Source organism: Xanthomonas massiliensis, assembly GCF_900018785.1.
In the GTDB taxonomy this organism is placed as follows: Bacteria; Pseudomonadota; Gammaproteobacteria; order Xanthomonadales; family Xanthomonadaceae; genus Xanthomonas_B; species Xanthomonas_B massiliensis.
The window spans coordinates 540,144-553,905 of record NZ_FCOY01000006.1 but is presented as its reverse complement, the minus strand read 5'-3'; the positions used below and the strand labels follow the sequence as shown (position 1 = coordinate 553,905).

Here is a 13,762-nt window from a genome sequence, read left to right as displayed (position 1 = left end):
CCGGCTTCAGCCGTTGTCGAGCAGGAAACGGGCCTTGGCGGCCTGCGGCTGCTCGGGGAAACACTGCACCACCCGCCCCAGCAGCCGGCGCCGGGCAGCGCCGGCCATCGCCTCGTCCTGGCGCAGCGCCAGGCCGAACCAGGCTTGGGCCAGTCCGGCGCGGTCGGCAGCCTCGTCCGGTATCGCTTGCAGCACGGCCTCGGCGTCGGCCAGGCAACCGAGCCCGGCCCAGCACCGCGCCAGGGCCAGGCAGGTGCCCGGCGATGGCGGCTGGCCGTTTCGGGCGAGCTCGTCCAGCACCTCGCGCTGGACCTGCACCTGGGCCGCATCCGTCGCCGGCAATGCCAGCAGCTGCAGCGCCCGTTCGCGCCGCGCCAGCCGGTGGCCGGCGTTGCCGGCCACCTGCCAGCGTGCCTGCACGACCTCGAAGCGCCCCGGGCACTCGCTTTCCAGCTCGGCCAGCACGCGCTCGGCCTCCAGGTTGTGCATGCGGCCAAGGTAGGCCTGCGCGCGCTCCCAGCGATCGTCGGTGGCACCGGCGCGGTCTTCCTCCATGAAGGCCGGGCGGGTCTGGCGCGCGGCCACGAGCGCGGCGCCCATCACCGCCCCGGCGGCCAGGCCACCGGCGTGGGCATCGAAGCCGATGCCTCTTTCGTCGCTGAACAACAGGTTGTACAGCTCCCATCCCAGCCAAGCCGGGAGCAGCACCAGCGCCGGCGCACGCACGTAGTCGAACACCACGCCGAACCAGTAGAAGAAGCGTACCGGGCGTCGCCCCCAGACCACGCAGAACGCCCCCATCAGCGCCGCGATGGCGCCTGAGGCCCCCAGCCCGCCGCCGGCCTGGCCCCAGCGCCACCACAATGCCGCCGCGCTGGAGGCGAAGGCGCCCAGCAGGTAGACGGCCAGCAACCGCCATGGGCCGATCGCCCCTTCCAGCAGCAGGCCGATGGCGACCAGGAACAGCATGTTGCCGACCAGGTGGCCGAGCCCGCCGTGCAGGAAGGCCGAGGCCAGCATCCGTCCCGGCGCGATCTCGGAACTGCGCAAGGTATGGCGCAGGGTGAACACCCGCCCCAGCAGTGCGTCGTAGCGCGGACGCAGGCGCGACCATGCCTGGCTCTGCTGCGCATCGTCGAACAAGGCACCGCCGACCAGTGCCCGGCGGAAGGCCGGGTCGTCGAGCGTGCGCGCCTGTACCCAGGCCTGGCGCGCCTCCCCGGGCACGTCGTCCAGCTCGGCCAGGGCGGCGGATTGGCCACGCTGGCGCAGGTAGCGGCCGTAGGCCGGCAGTTCCAGCGCCCCCAGCCCCGAGGTGGCGTAATAGGCCCGCGCCTGCCCCAGCAACGGGGGATCGCCCGACTGCCAGCCGAAGAACACCGCCACGTTGGCCAGCACCAGCAGCATCGTCATCCACGGGAACGTGGCGCGGTCGAGCGGCTTGTGCAGGGGCAGGATGAACATCGGCCACGGTCCTTGTCGTCGTGCCCGGCCAGCTTGGGCGAAGCCTCGGCGACAGGCAACCGGCGGCGCGCTAGGATCGTGCGCCCGAGGCCGACACACCGTATCCGCACCATGAGCCGCTGGCGTCCCCCGCAACCGAAGAGCACCGCCCTGATCACGCCCGAAGGCCACGAGCGCCTCAAGCGCGAGCTGGACGAGCTGTGGCGGCTGCGGCGCCCGGAGGTGGTCAAGGCGCTGGCCGCCGCCGCCGCCGAGGGCGACCGCTCGGAGAATGCCGAATACACCTACCGCAAGAAGCAGCTGGGCGAGATCGACCGGCGCGTGCGCTACCTGAGCAAGCGGCTGGAGAACCTGCGCGTGGTGGACACGGTGCCGACCGACCCGGATGCCGTGTTCTTCGGCGCCACGGTGGAGCTGGAACACGTGGAGACCGGCGAGATCTCGCGCTACCGCATCGTCGGCCCGGACGAGACCGACGCCGAGCACGGCTGGATCAGCATCGACTCGCCGATGGCCCGTGCGCTGCTGAAGAAGCGCGTGGACGACGAGTTCGAGGTCGAGCTGCCCGGCGGCCGCCACGGCTTCGCCATCGTGTCGGTCGACTACCCGGGCTGAGCGCCGCCAGCGGCGGCAGGCCTACTCGTCGTCCGCGTCCTCGTCGCCGACAGGACAGCCTGCACCTTGGCCTTGTGCGACTTGACATAGGCCACGTTGGCCGGCGTGGTGCCCCTCATCGCCGCCGGCGACGCCGGCAATTGCGCCGCGACGCCCGCACGCATCAGCGCGAGCACCGCGGCGGCGTAGTCGCGTGCGGTGAACCCATGCCGGGCCAGCACGCCGGCCAGGCGCGGGTCCGCGGCCAGGAGGGTCCTGGCCAGCGCGTCCAGGCTGTCCAGCCGGGAAACCTCCGCCAGCGGGATGCCGGTGTGGATGCCCAGCGCCTTGCCGTCCTTCGCCGTGCCCTGCAACCGGCCCAGCAGGTCATCGCCAAGCACCACGCGGCCGATGGCCTGCTCGTCGGCGGCCGGCATGGCGCCTGTCTGCGCCTGCGCCGACAGGGAGCCGGCCATGACGCCCGCAAATACCGCGGCAGCCAGCAAATGGCGCAAGCCGGACAGACCGGCACGGGCGAGGCGATGCAACGTCGGCTTCATGGCTCCAGGCTCCTTGGCACGGGTATCGGTGGCAGCTTGGTAGCACACCCGCGTGAATTCCAGGGCCTCATTCCAGCGATGCGACATCGCCCCCGAGGCACGGGGCGCTCCGTCACGGGACAGGCGGCGCTTGGCAGCACGCCTCCTCCATGGATCACGTGCCTCGACCGGGCACCCGCATGCCCGGCGGGGCCTACAGTACCTTCAGGTCGATCGGCCGCCGCTCGGCCACCGGCGGCGCCACGCCGACCGCGTCGCCGAACAGGTCGTGCTCGTCGGCATCGGTGATCTCGACATCGACGAACTGGCCGACCTGCAGGCGCATTTCATCGGCGTTCTGGATGTGCACCAGGCCATCGATCTCCGGTGCGTCGGCCTGCGAGCGCGCCACCGCGATGCCATCCTCGATCGCATCGACCAGGCACTGCTGGGTGCTGCCGACCTTGGCCTGCAGCTTGGCCGCCGAGATCGCGGCCTGCCTGTCCATGAAGCGCGCCAGCCGCTCCTGCTTCACCGCTTCCGGCACCGGGTCCGGCAGCGCGTTGGCCGCGGCGCCGTCCACCGGCGAATAGGCGAACGCGCCGACGCGGTCGAGCTGCGCGGCGTCGAGGAAGTCCAGCAAGGCCTCGAACTCGGCCTCGGTCTCGCCGGGGAAGCCGACGATGAAGGTCGAGCGCACGGTGATCTGCGGGCACAGCTCGCGCCAGCGCAGCACCCGCTCCAGGGTCTTGTCCACCGCGCCCGGGCGCTTCATCAGCTTGAGGATGCGCGGGCTGGCGTGCTGGAACGGGATGTCCAGGTACGGCAGCACCTTGCCCTGCGCCATCAGCGGGATCACCTCGTCCACGTGCGGATACGGGTAGACGTAGTGCAGCCGCGTCCACGCCTCCAGCTCGCCCAGGCCCTCGCACAGCGCCTTCATCCGCGTGGCGTATTCGCGGCCGCGCCAGGTACCCGGGGCGTAGCGGCGGTCCACGCCGTAGGCGGACGTGTCCTGCGAGACCACCAGCAGTTCGCGCACGCCGCCCTTCACCAGCCGCTCGGCCTCGCGCAGCACCTCGTCCACCGGCCGCGACACCAGGTCGCCGCGCATCGACGGGATGATGCAGAAGCTGCAGCGGTGGTTGCAGCCCTCGGAGATCTTCAGGTAGGCATAGTGGCGCGGGGTCAGCTTGATGCCGTAGTTGGGCACCAGGTCCACGAACGGGTCGTGCCGGGGCGGCAGCGCCGCGTGCACCGCGGCCATCACGCTGTCGTAGTCCTGCGGGCCGGACACGGCGAGCACGTCCGGGTACTGCTCGCGGATCATCCCGCCGCGCTTGCCGAGGCAGCCGGTGACGATGACCTTGCCGTTCTCGTTCATCGCCTCGCCGATGGCCTCCATCGACTCCTCGACCGCCGAGTCGATGAAGCCGCAGGTGTTGACCACCACCACGTCGGCCGCGTCGTAGCTGGGCACGATGTCGTAGCCCTCCACCCGCAGCTGGGTGAGGATGCGCTCGGAATCGACCAGGGCCTTCGGGCAGCCGAGGCTGACGAAGCCGACCTTGGGGTTGTGCAGGGACATGATGCGCGCGCCTGGGCAGGGCCTGGGTGGGCGGCGGATGATACCAGCCCCGCCTGTCCGGCCCGTCATCGCCGGTTGCCGCGGACCGGCGACAATAGGGGCCCTTCATCGCACCAGGAGACGAGCCATGGGCCAGTGGATCACCCTCGACACCGCACACGGGCCGGTCTCGGCCTGGCAGGCCTTGCCGGCCGGCACGCCGAAGGCCGGGCTGGTCGTCATCCAGGAGATCTTCGGCGTCAACGCCCACATCCGCCAGGTTGCCGACCGCTACGCCGCGCTCGGCTATGCGGTACTGGCGCCGGCCTTCTTCGACCCGGTGGAGAAGGACGTGGAACTGGGCTACGACGAGGAAGGTTTCCGTCGCGGCCGCGAACTGGTCGGCGCGCTGGGCATCGACGCCGCCGTGGACATCGTCGCCGCCGCCAGCGACCGCCTGAAGCACGATACCGGCGTGGACAAGGTGGGCGCGGTCGGCTACTGCTGGGGCGGCACGGTGGCGATGCGCGCCGCGCAGATACTCGGCCTGCCGGCCTCGTGCTACTACGGCGCGCGCGACGTGAACTACCTGGACCAGCCGTTCAAGGCGCCGGCCATCTTCCATTTCGGCGAACACGACACCTCCATCCCGGCCGCGGCGGTGCAGGCCCACCGCGAGAAACTGCCGCAGATGGCGGTGTACACCTACCCGGCGGGGCATGCCTTCAACCGCGACGTCGATCCGAAGGCCTACGACGCCGCCAGTGCCAAGCTGGCCCTGGAGCGCACCTTGGACTTCTTCGCCAAGACCCTGGCGTGAGCGGCTTCGCGCTGGACCAACGGCTGGCCGCCGACAGCCTGTTCCTCGCCGACGGGCCGCTCTCGCAGGTCCGGCTGATGGACGACGCGCGCTGGCCGTGGATCGTGCTGGTACCGCGCGTGGCCGGCGCCAGCGAATGGATCGACCTGGACGGCGGCCAGCAGCGCCTGCTGCTGGCCGAGATCAACCAGGTCTCGCAGCTGCTGCGTGCCGAACCGGGCGTGGACAAGCTCAACCTGGGGGCGCTGGGCAACATCGTGCGCCAGCTGCACGTGCACCTGGTCGGGCGCCACCAGGGCGACGCCGCCTGGCCCGGCCCGGTCTGGGGCAGCGGCCCGATGCGGCGCTTCGGCGCGGACGAGCGCGAGGCCCGTGTCGCGGCATGGCGCCAGCGGCTACGATAGCGGCCTCTCCCGCTACCCTGCCCGCCCGATGCGATCCAACATCGTCGCCGCCATCATCCTGATCCTGGTCGGCCTGTTCCTGCTCGCCAGCAACCTCGGCTGGACCAACCTCAGCCTCGGCCGCCTCATCGCCACCTGGTGGCCGGCGATCCTCGTGGCCGTCGGCATCGGCATGCTGTTCGGCCGCGGCAAGTAGCACTGCGCAAGAAGCCCGCGTCGCCGCGGGCTTCTCCGGTATTGCGGCCAACGTGCCGCCCTGCTCAGGTGCGCGGCAGGGTCACGCCGCGCTGCCCCTGGTACTTGCCGCCGCGGTCCTTGTAGGAGGTCTCGCACACGTCGTCGTCGTCGGCCTTGTAGAACAGCATCTGCGCCACGCCCTCGTTGGCGTAGATGCGCGCCGGCAGCGGCGTGGTGTTGGAGAACTCCAGGGTCACGTGGCCTTCCCACTCCGGCTCCAGCGGGGTGACGTTGACGATGATGCCGCAGCGCGCGTAGGTGCTCTTGCCCAGGCACACCACCAGCACCTCGCGCGGGATGCGGAAGTACTCCACCGTGCGTGCCAGGGCGAAGCTGTTGGGCGGGATGATGCACTCCTCGCCCACCACGTCCACGAAGCTCTTCGGATCGAAGTGCTTGGGATCGACGATGGTGGAGTTGATGTTGGTGAACACCTTGAACTCGCTGGCACAACGCACGTCGTAGCCATAGCTGGAGGTGCCGTAGCTGACGATGCGCTGGCCCTGGACCTGCTTGACCTGCCCGGGCTCGTACGGCTCGATCATGCCGTGCTGCTCGGCCATCCGGCGGATCCAGCGGTCGCTCTTGATGCTCATGGAATGTCCTGCGTGGAGGCGCGGCGGCCAGGCGCCGGGAGTCTAGCAAAGCGCCCCGGTCACAGCAGCGTCGTGGCGATCGGGATGGATGCGCGCGGCCGGCGCGCCAGCGCCTCGGCCAGCTGCGCGGCCGCGGCCAGGTAGGCCTGCGCGGCGGCCGAGTCCGGCGCGGCGACCACCACCGGCGCCCCGGCATCGCCCTGCTCGCGGATGGCGATGTCCAGCGGCAGCGAACCCAGCAACGGCACCCCGTACTGTTCGGCCATGCGCTCGCCGCCGCCCTCGCCGAACAGGTGCTCGGCATGGCCGCAGTGCGAGCACACGTGCACCGCCATGTTCTCCACGATCCCGAGCACGGCCACGTTCACCTTCTCGAACATCTTCAAGGCCTTGCGCGCATCGAGCGTGGCGATCTCCTGCGGCGTGGTGACGATCACCGCCCCGGCCACCGGGATCTTCTGCGCCAGCGTCAGCTGGATATCGCCGGTGCCCGGCGGCAGGTCCACCAGCAGGTAGTCCAGGTCGCCCCACAGGGTGTCGTTGAACAGCTGGGTCAGCGCCGAGGTCGCCATCGGACCGCGCCAGATCATCGGCGTGTCCGGATCGATCAGCAGACCGATGGACATCGCTTCGATCCCGAACGCACGCAGCGGCTCGATCGACTTGTTGTCCGGGCTCTCCGGCTTGCCCAAGAGGCCGAGCATGGCCGGCACGCTCGGCCCGTAGATGTCCGCGTCGAGCACCCCGACCCGCGCCCCCTGCGCGTGCAGTGCCAGCGCCAGGTTCACCGCGGTCGTGGACTTGCCCACCCCGCCCTTGCCCGAACCCACCGCGACGACGTTGCGGATGCGCGGGTGCGGCGAGAGGCCGGGCTGGACGGCGTGGGTAGGAACACGCAACGGATTGATTGACGACATAAATGACTCGTACTGCCAACGCAGGCCCAATTATGCGTTAGGTCCTGTCTGCACGCAGGTAATACCTATGTATCGACGAGTAGCAGGCCCGCATGACCTTCGACACCCTGCCAACGCCGGCATACAAGGCTATCTTGTGGACACGGCCCCGACCGGGCGTCCATTGCAAACCAAATGAACAACACACCCAAGACCCTCCTGCTGTCCCTGGCCGTCATGGCCGCCCTGGCCGGCTGCAAGAAGCCCGAGCAGGCGCCTGCCGCCGATGGCGCCGCCAAGGCCGATGCGCCGGCCTCCCACGAGCTGAAGATCGACGAAAGCCAGCTGCAGCCCTACAGCGCGTTCAAGCCCGAGGACCTGGATCCGTCCAAGAACGCCTGCACCGACTTCAACGGCTACGTCAACGGCAAGTGGCTGGCCGCCAACGAGATCCCGTCGGACCGCACCAGCTGGGGCGCGTTCAACATCCTCGACGAGCGCTCCACCCAGATCCAGCACCAGTTGGCCGAGCAGGCCGCCGCCGATCCGCAGGCCACCGGCGTGGAGAAGATCGTCGGCGACTTCTGGGCCACCGGCATGGACGAAGCCAAGGTCAATGCCCAGGGGATCACCCCGCTCAAGTCCGACCTGGATGCGATCGATGGTTTGAAGGATGGCCCGTCCATCGTCGCCTATCTGCGCGCCAGCGCGGCCAAGGGTGACAACTTCCTGTTCGGATTCAGCCCCGAGGCCGACTTCAAGAATTCGGACGTGAACATGGCCTATGCCTCGCAGGGCGGCCTGGGCCTGCCGGACCGCAGCTATTACGTGGACAAGGACAAGGCCGACAAGCTGGCCGCCTACCAGGCGCACGTGGCCAAGGTGCTGGAGCTGTCCGGCGTACCGGCGGCCGATGCACAGACCCAGGCCAAGGATGTCGTCGCGTTCGAGACCCGCCTGGCCAAGGTCTCCAAGTCCAGCGAGGAGATGTCGCGCGACGTATCGCTGTTCTACAACCCGGTGACCCCGGCCGAGGCCGACAAGCTCACCCCGAACTTCTCCTGGACCGAGTTCTTCACTTCGCAGGGCGTGGCGGTGCCGGAGAAGTTCTCGCTGGCCATCCCGGCGTTCCACGAGGAGGTCAGCAAGGCGCTGGCCGATACCGATCCGGCAGTGTGGCGCGCCTACCTGCGCTTCCATACCGTCGACGAGGCCTCGCCGTACCTGAGCGATCCGTTCGTGCAGGAAAGCTACGCCTTCTACGGCAAGACCCTCAACGGCCAGAAGGAGATCAAGCCGCGCTGGAAGCGCGTGCTGGGCACGATCAACGCCGATGCCGGCGAAGCCATGGGCCAGCTGTACGTCAAGACCGCCTTCCCGGCCGACGCCAAGCAGAAGATGGAGGTGCTGGTCGGCAACCTGCGCGATGCGCTCAAGGCGCGCATCGAGAAGCTGAACTGGATGAGCGAGGAGACCAAGCAGAAGGCCATCGCCAAGTGGAACACCTTCACTCCGAAGATCGGCTATCCGGACAAGTGGCGCGACTGGGCCGGCCTGCAGACCAGCCGTGACAGCTACTGGGCCAACGTGGCCGCCGCGCAGGAATTCAACTACAAGTGGGAGCTGTCCAAGATCGGCAAGCCGGTGGACAAGACCGAGTGGGGCATGACCCCGCAGACGGTCAACGCCTACTACAACCCGATGCGCAACGAGGTCGTGTTCCCGGCCGCCATCCTGCAGCCGCCGTTCTTCGACCCCAATGCCGACGCGGCCTTCAACTACGGCGGTATCGGCGCGGTGATCGGCCACGAGATGACCCACGGCTACGACGACCAGGGTTCGCGCTTCGGGCCGACCGGCAACTTCGAGAACTGGTGGACGCCGGCCGACAGCAAGAACTTCCAGGCGCTGACCGGCAAGCTGGTCAAGCAGTTCGACGGCTACAAGGTCGACGGCCAGGCGGTCAACGGCAAGCTGACCCTGGGCGAGAACATCGCCGACCTGGGCGGCATCAACACCTCCTACGATGCGATGAAGAAGGCCACGAGCGGCCAGGCCGACCCGATGGTGGACGGCAAGACCCGCGACCAGAACTTCTTCATCAACTGGGCCACGGTGTGGCGCAGCAAGTACACCCCGGAGAACGCCAAGGTCCGCCTGACCACCGATCCGCATGCGCCGGCGCAGTTCCGTGCGATCGGCGCGCCGTCGAACATGCCGGCCTTCGCTGCCGCCTTCCAGTGCAAGGCGGGCGACCCGATGGTCCGCGGCGGCGACCAGCAGGTCGTGATCTGGTAAACGCCAGGGTACGGCTGGCATCCGAGGAAGGCCCGGTCTGCGACCGGGCCTTGGGTTCGGGTTCGGGTTCGGGTTCGGGTTCGGGTTCCGGGTTCCGGGTTCCGGGTTCCGGGTTCCGGGTTCCGGGTTCCGGGGTTCCGGAGGTTCCGGGGCCGGTGCAGGCGTATGCGAAGGCCGGTCCGGGAAGAAGTCCGCTGGCGCGCCACGTGGCTTTGCGTCCCTGCCAGCGGGGATCGACCACGGCACGCCGCCGGTGCAGACCGCCGCATCGCGACCGCCGCCGGGCATGGACCGAAAGTCCGATTGGCGCGCCGACGGCCAGCATCGATAATCCGGCCACTCCACTTCATTCGGTAGACCACATGTCCGAGATCGTCATTGCAGGCGCCATGCGCACCGCCATCGGTTCGTTCCTGGGCCAGTTCACCGACGTGCCCACGCCGGTCCTGGGCGCGAGCGCCATCGGCGCGGCCCTGACCCAGGCCGGCATCGCCGCGAGCGAGGTGTCGGAGGTGATCATGGGCTGCGTGCTGCCGGCCAACCTCGGCCAGGCCCCGGCACGCCAGGCCGCCATCGCCGCCGGCATTCCGGTGTCCACCGGCGCCACCACCATCAACAAGGTCTGCGGCTCGGGCATGAAGGCGATCATGTTCGGCCACGACCTGATCAAGGCCGGATCGGCGACGATCGTGGTCGCCGGCGGCATGGAGTCGATGACCAACGCGCCGCACATGATCCCCCACTCGCGCACCGGCCACCGCTACGGCAATTTCCAGGCCGTGGACCACATGGCCTGGGACGGCTTGACCAATGCCTACGACGGCGAGCCGATGGGCGTGTTCGCCGAGGCCACCGCGGCCAAGTACGGCTTCAGCCGCGAGGACCAGGACGCCTACGCGATCGAATCGGTCAGGCGCGCCCAGGCGGCCCAGGCCGGCGGCGCATTCGCCGGCGAGATCGTCCCGGTCAAGGTCGCCACCCGCAAGGGCGAGGTGGAGTACGCCGCCGACGAGCAGCCCGGCCGCTCGGACGTCGCCAAGATCCCGGCCCTGCGCCCGGCATTCCGCAAGGACGGCACCGTGACCGCCGCCAGCTCCTCCAGCATCTCCGACGGCGCCGCCGCCACCGTGCTGCTGTCGGCGGAGGAGGCGGCGCGGCGCGGCCTGGCGCCGCTGGCGCGGATCGTCGCCCACGCCACCCATTCGCAGGCACCGGAGTGGTTCACCACCGCGCCGATCGGCGCGATCCGCGCCCTGCTGGACAAGACCGGCTGGACCCTGGACCAGGTGGACCTGTTCGAGATCAACGAGGCCTTCGCCGTGGTCGCGATGGCGCCCATCCGCGAGCTCGGCATCCCGCACGACAAGGTCAACGTCAACGGTGGCGCCTGCGCACTGGGGCATCCGATCGGCGCCTCCGGCACGCGCCTGGTGGTGACCTTGCTGAACGCCCTGCGCAGTCGCGGGCTCAAGCGCGGAATCGCGTCCCTGTGCATCGGCGGCGGCGAAGCCACGGCCATTGCCATCGAATTGATCTGAAAGCGTTTGATGCGTGTTTCACAAAAATGAATGCGCATCCGCTTGACAGCCCCGGCGGGGTTGTCATCATGTGCCCCGACGCGTGGTTACGCGTTGCCTAAAACCAACGACGAGGAATGATCACAATGAGCATCAACAAGCTGCTGATCGCGATGGCCCTGGGTCTGGCCCTGGCTGCGTGCTCGAAGCAGGAGCAGGCCCAGGACGCTGCCGCTTCCGCCGACCAGGCTGCCACCGACGCCCAGGCCGCTGCCGACCAGGCTGCTGCCGCCGGCGCCCAGACCGCTGACGCTGCCCAGCAGGCCGCCGACACGGCTGCCACCGCTGCCGACACCGCTGCTACCGCTGCCACCGACGCTGCCGCTGCCCCGACCGACGCCGCTGCCGACAAGGCTGCCGACGCCGCCAAGGCTGCCGACGACACCGCCGGCCAGGCCAAGGACGCTGCCGAAGCCGCCAAGAAGTAATCACTTCTCGGGCTTCGCATGTCGAAAGGGCCGCCGGGAGACCGGCGGCCTTTTTTTGTGCCCGCGTTTCGTCGCCATGCTCCCGGAGCCCATGGTCGGCACGTCGCACCGCGTTGATGCGCGAGCGTCCCCTGTTCCCGTATCGTTGGCGGCATCCGCCATCACACCCGAGGGAACCGGAATGAAGCCGAGTACGTCTGCCGGATTGATCGTCGCGCTGCTGGTGTCCGTGGCGGCCTGCAAGGGACCGGAAGCCGACCGCGCCCGCCAGGATGCGAAGCAGGCCGTGGACAGCGCCGCCGAAGCCACCCGTGCGGCCGCCGAGCAGGCCGAAGCCGATGCCCGCGCCGCCGCGGACAAGGCCGCCACGGATGCCCACGCTGCCGGCGAGACCCTGCACGCGCAGGCCAGCGACACCGCCGACAGGGCCGGGGAAGCCGTGCAGCGGGCCGCGGCCGACGCGAGCCAGGCCAACGCCGATGCGGCGCACGACGCAGCCGACCATGCCCAGGCAGTGGCCGACAAGGCACGCAAGCGCGCAGACGCGGACCAGGACAAGCGCTGAAGAATCCGGACGGGCACGGCACGGCCCGCCCCGCCGCCGTTCACTGCGGCAGCGCGCGTTCCAGCCACGCCGCATCGACCTGCTCCGGTGGCAAGGTGCCCCAGGCCCAGCCGTGGCCGCCCCCCAGGCGGCTGGCCACGAAGGCGTGCGCCAGGGGGCTGGAAGCGCGCAGCAGCTGCGCCGCCTGCAGCAGCGCCGCGGCGGTCTCGCAGAAGCGGCGCGCCCCGGCCTCCTGCGGGGTATCGGCGGCGGCGTCCCATGCCGCGAGCGCGGCATCGAATCCCGGATCCAGGCCGGCGGCCGAGGCCAGTTCGTTGCGCAGGGCCTGGCCGGCCGCCGGCTCGCGCTGCAGCGCACGCAGCACGTCCAGGCATTGCACGTTGCCGCTGCCCTCCCAGATCGAGTTGAGCGGTGCCTGCCGGTACAGCCGCGGCAGGATGGACTCCTCCACGTAGCCGGCCCCGCCGAGGCACTCCTGGGCCTCGTTGACGAACGCCGGGACGCGCTTGCACAGCCAGTACTTGCCCAGGGCCGTGGCCACGCGCGCGAACGCCGCCTCGGCCGGGTCCTCCGCCGCCCGGTCCACCGCCCGCGCCACGCGCAGGACCAGGGTGGTGGCCGCTTCCGATTCGATCGCCAGGTCCGCCAGCACGTTGCGCATCAGCGGCTGCTCCACCAGCGGCCGGCCGAAGGCACTGCGGTGGCGCGCGTGGTGCACGGCCTGGGCCAGCGCCATGCGCATCTGCGCGGCGGCGCCGATCATGCAGTCCAGCCGGGTCAGCATCACCATCTCGATGATGGTGGCCACCCCGCGTCCCTCCGCCCCGACCGGCCAGGCCTGCGCGCCGCAGAACTCCACCTCGCTGGAGGCGTTGGCCCAGTCGCCGAGCTTGTCCTTCAGCCGCATCAGCCGGAACGCGTTGCGGCTGCCGTCCGGCAGGTGCCGCGGCAGCAGGAAGCAGCTCAGCCCGGCCGGGGCCTGCGCCAGCACCAGCCAGGCATCGGACATCGGCGCCGAGAAGAACCACTTGTGCCCGACCAGGCGATAGCCCTCCCCGCAGGGCTCGGCCCGGGTCGTGTTGGCGCGCACGTCCGAGCCGCCCTGCTTCTCGGTCATGCCCATGCCCAGGGTGATGCCGGCCTTGTCCGCGGCCGGCACGTCGCGCGGGTCGTAATGGGGCTGGCTGGCCCGCCGGGCCCAGTCGGCCAGCTCGGGGAAACGGCGCAGCACCGCCACGCCGGCATGGGTCATGGTCAGCGGACAGCTGGTGCCGGCCTCGGCCTGGTGATGGAGATAGCTCAGCGCCGCGCGCGCCACGTGCGCGCCGGGCTGCGGCGCATGCCAGGACAGGCCGGCCACGCCATGGCCGACGGCCACCTCCATCAGCCGGTGATAGGCCGGGTGGAACTCCACGCGGTCGATGCGATGGCCGTAACGGTCGTGGGTACGCAGGCGCGGCCGGTCGCGGTTGGCATCGAAACCGATGCGGTAGAGCTCGCCACCGGCCAGCGCGCCGTACTCGGCCAGCCGAGGCACCAACGCCTCGCCGCCCTGCCGGGCCACGCCTTCGCGCAACACGACGTCGTCCGCCCACAGGTCGCGGTCCTCGAACGGCGGCGGCTGGTTGGCGACCTGGTGGGTTTCGAACGCGGGCAAGGACGACATCGGCGGCTCCCGGGGGGACGGAGAAGGTTCGCGGGCCACTGTGTCGTCGCGGGATTTCGCGCCCGGGACCGCGCGACCGGAACCGAGACACTGCCGCGGCGACGAGACCCG

At 70.1% G+C, this 13,762-nt stretch carries 14 protein-coding genes; 8 read left to right on the top strand and 6 right to left on the bottom strand.

All coding sequences use genetic code 11. From position 1 onward, the window contains the following. Positions 1–6 precede the first annotated feature (6 nt). Positions 7–1,464, bottom strand: coding sequence for a rhomboid family intramembrane serine protease (locus BN3794_RS05555; protein WP_066094545.1), 1,458 nt, complete (start codon positions 1,462–1,464; stop codon positions 7–9). A 111-nt stretch (positions 1,465–1,575) separates the two neighbouring features. Here BN3794_RS05555 and greB point away from each other — a divergent pair, with 111 nt between their 5' ends. Beyond that, positions 1,576–2,079 carry a transcription elongation factor GreB gene (greB, locus tag BN3794_RS05550; protein WP_066094542.1) on the top strand — a complete coding sequence of 168 codons (504 nt, stop codon included), beginning with the start codon at positions 1,576–1,578 and terminating at the stop codon, positions 2,077–2,079. On the opposite strand, the gene BN3794_RS05545 is transcribed toward greB, so the two are convergent. Together BN3794_RS05545 and rimO are read right to left on the bottom strand one after the other, a co-directional pair. Next, positions 2,067–2,705: a hypothetical protein gene (locus BN3794_RS05545; protein ID WP_147675663.1), complete on the bottom strand. Its 639-nt coding sequence runs from the start codon at positions 2,703–2,705 to the stop codon at positions 2,067–2,069. The genes greB and BN3794_RS05545 overlap by 13 nt on opposite strands. Positions 2,706–2,811: 106 nt before the next feature. After that, positions 2,812–4,185: a 30S ribosomal protein S12 methylthiotransferase RimO gene (gene rimO, locus BN3794_RS05540; RefSeq protein WP_066094535.1), complete on the bottom strand. Its 1,374-nt coding sequence runs from the start codon at positions 4,183–4,185 to the stop codon at positions 2,812–2,814. Positions 4,186–4,312: 127 nt separating this feature from the next. On the opposite strand from rimO, the gene BN3794_RS05535 reads away from it, so the two are divergent. Genes BN3794_RS05535 through BN3794_RS16250 form a run of 3 tightly spaced genes read left to right on the top strand, consistent with a single transcriptional unit; the run spans position 4,313 to position 5,584 of the window. Further along, complete coding sequence (locus tag BN3794_RS05535; RefSeq protein ID WP_066094533.1) at positions 4,313–4,984, top strand: dienelactone hydrolase family protein; 672 nt, start codon at positions 4,313–4,315, stop codon at positions 4,982–4,984. Further along, positions 4,981–5,388, top strand: a complete 408-nt coding sequence (locus BN3794_RS05530) for an HIT domain-containing protein (protein ID WP_066094531.1) — start codon at positions 4,981–4,983, stop codon at positions 5,386–5,388. The genes BN3794_RS05535 and BN3794_RS05530 overlap by 4 nt, the downstream gene beginning before the upstream one ends. A 28-nt stretch (positions 5,389–5,416) precedes the next feature. Next, on the top strand, positions 5,417–5,584 hold the full coding sequence (locus BN3794_RS16250) for a LiaI-LiaF-like domain-containing protein (protein ID WP_147675662.1): 168 nt from the start codon (positions 5,417–5,419) through the stop codon (positions 5,582–5,584). A 64-nt stretch (positions 5,585–5,648) separates the two neighbouring features. On the opposite strand, the gene dcd is transcribed toward BN3794_RS16250, so the two are convergent. Both dcd and apbC read right to left on the bottom strand, forming a co-directional pair. Next, entirely contained in the window at positions 5,649–6,221 is a 573-nt protein-coding gene (gene dcd, locus BN3794_RS05525) for a dCTP deaminase (RefSeq protein ID WP_066094527.1), read from the bottom strand. Between the two features lie 59 nt (positions 6,222–6,280). After that, positions 6,281–7,138, bottom strand: a complete 858-nt coding sequence (gene apbC, locus BN3794_RS05520) for an iron-sulfur cluster carrier protein ApbC (RefSeq protein ID WP_066094524.1) — start codon at positions 7,136–7,138, stop codon at positions 6,281–6,283. Positions 7,139–7,312: 174 nt separating this feature from the next. Here apbC and BN3794_RS05515 point away from each other — a divergent pair, with 174 nt between their 5' ends. From BN3794_RS05515 to BN3794_RS05500, 4 genes are all read left to right on the top strand, one after another. Continuing rightward, on the top strand, positions 7,313–9,415 hold the full coding sequence (locus BN3794_RS05515; RefSeq protein WP_066094521.1) for a M13 family metallopeptidase: 2,103 nt from the start codon (positions 7,313–7,315) through the stop codon (positions 9,413–9,415). 362 nt (positions 9,416–9,777) lie between these two features. After that, positions 9,778–10,953 carry a thiolase family protein gene (locus BN3794_RS05510; protein ID WP_066094518.1) on the top strand — a complete coding sequence of 392 codons (1,176 nt, stop codon included), beginning with the start codon at positions 9,778–9,780 and terminating at the stop codon, positions 10,951–10,953. 125 nt (positions 10,954–11,078) lie between these two features. Continuing rightward, positions 11,079–11,420, top strand: coding sequence for a hypothetical protein (locus BN3794_RS05505; RefSeq protein ID WP_066094515.1), 342 nt, complete (start codon positions 11,079–11,081; stop codon positions 11,418–11,420). A gap of 181 nt (positions 11,421–11,601) precedes the next feature. Next, positions 11,602–11,985 carry a hypothetical protein gene (locus tag BN3794_RS05500; protein WP_147675661.1) on the top strand — a complete coding sequence of 128 codons (384 nt, stop codon included), beginning with the start codon at positions 11,602–11,604 and terminating at the stop codon, positions 11,983–11,985. A 40-nt stretch (positions 11,986–12,025) separates the two neighbouring features. On the opposite strand, the gene BN3794_RS05495 is transcribed toward BN3794_RS05500, so the two are convergent. Then, a complete protein-coding gene (locus BN3794_RS05495; RefSeq protein ID WP_066094509.1) occupies positions 12,026–13,651 on the bottom strand; it encodes an acyl-CoA dehydrogenase family protein in 1,626 nt (541 codons plus the stop codon). Between the last annotated feature and the right edge of the window lie 111 nt (positions 13,652–13,762).

What these genes read in the sequence shown, in the direction of transcription:
- BN3794_RS05555 (WP_066094545.1), bottom strand. Translation starts at nt 1,464, where the DNA reads ATGTTCATCCTGCCCCTGCACAAGCCGCTCGACCGCGCCACGTTCCCG.
- greB (WP_066094542.1), top strand. Translation starts at nt 1,576, where the DNA reads ATGAGCCGCTGGCGTCCCCCGCAACCGAAGAGCACCGCCCTGATCACG.
- BN3794_RS05545 (WP_147675663.1), bottom strand. Translation starts at nt 2,705, where the DNA reads ATGTCGCATCGCTGGAATGAGGCCCTGGAATTCACGCGGGTGTGCTAC.
- rimO (WP_066094535.1), bottom strand. Translation starts at nt 4,185, where the DNA reads ATGTCCCTGCACAACCCCAAGGTCGGCTTCGTCAGCCTCGGCTGCCCG.
- BN3794_RS05535 (WP_066094533.1), top strand. Translation starts at nt 4,313, where the DNA reads ATGGGCCAGTGGATCACCCTCGACACCGCACACGGGCCGGTCTCGGCC.
- BN3794_RS16250 (WP_147675662.1), top strand. Translation starts at nt 5,417, where the DNA reads ATGCGATCCAACATCGTCGCCGCCATCATCCTGATCCTGGTCGGCCTG.
- dcd (WP_066094527.1), bottom strand. Translation starts at nt 6,221, where the DNA reads ATGAGCATCAAGAGCGACCGCTGGATCCGCCGGATGGCCGAGCAGCAC.
- apbC (WP_066094524.1), bottom strand. Translation starts at nt 7,138, where the DNA reads ATGTCGTCAATCAATCCGTTGCGTGTTCCTACCCACGCCGTCCAGCCC.
- BN3794_RS05515 (WP_066094521.1), top strand. Translation starts at nt 7,313, where the DNA reads ATGAACAACACACCCAAGACCCTCCTGCTGTCCCTGGCCGTCATGGCC.
- BN3794_RS05510 (WP_066094518.1), top strand. Translation starts at nt 9,778, where the DNA reads ATGTCCGAGATCGTCATTGCAGGCGCCATGCGCACCGCCATCGGTTCG.
- BN3794_RS05505 (WP_066094515.1), top strand. Translation starts at nt 11,079, where the DNA reads ATGAGCATCAACAAGCTGCTGATCGCGATGGCCCTGGGTCTGGCCCTG.
- BN3794_RS05500 (WP_147675661.1), top strand. Translation starts at nt 11,602, where the DNA reads ATGAAGCCGAGTACGTCTGCCGGATTGATCGTCGCGCTGCTGGTGTCC.
- BN3794_RS05495 (WP_066094509.1), bottom strand. Translation starts at nt 13,651, where the DNA reads ATGTCGTCCTTGCCCGCGTTCGAAACCCACCAGGTCGCCAACCAGCCG.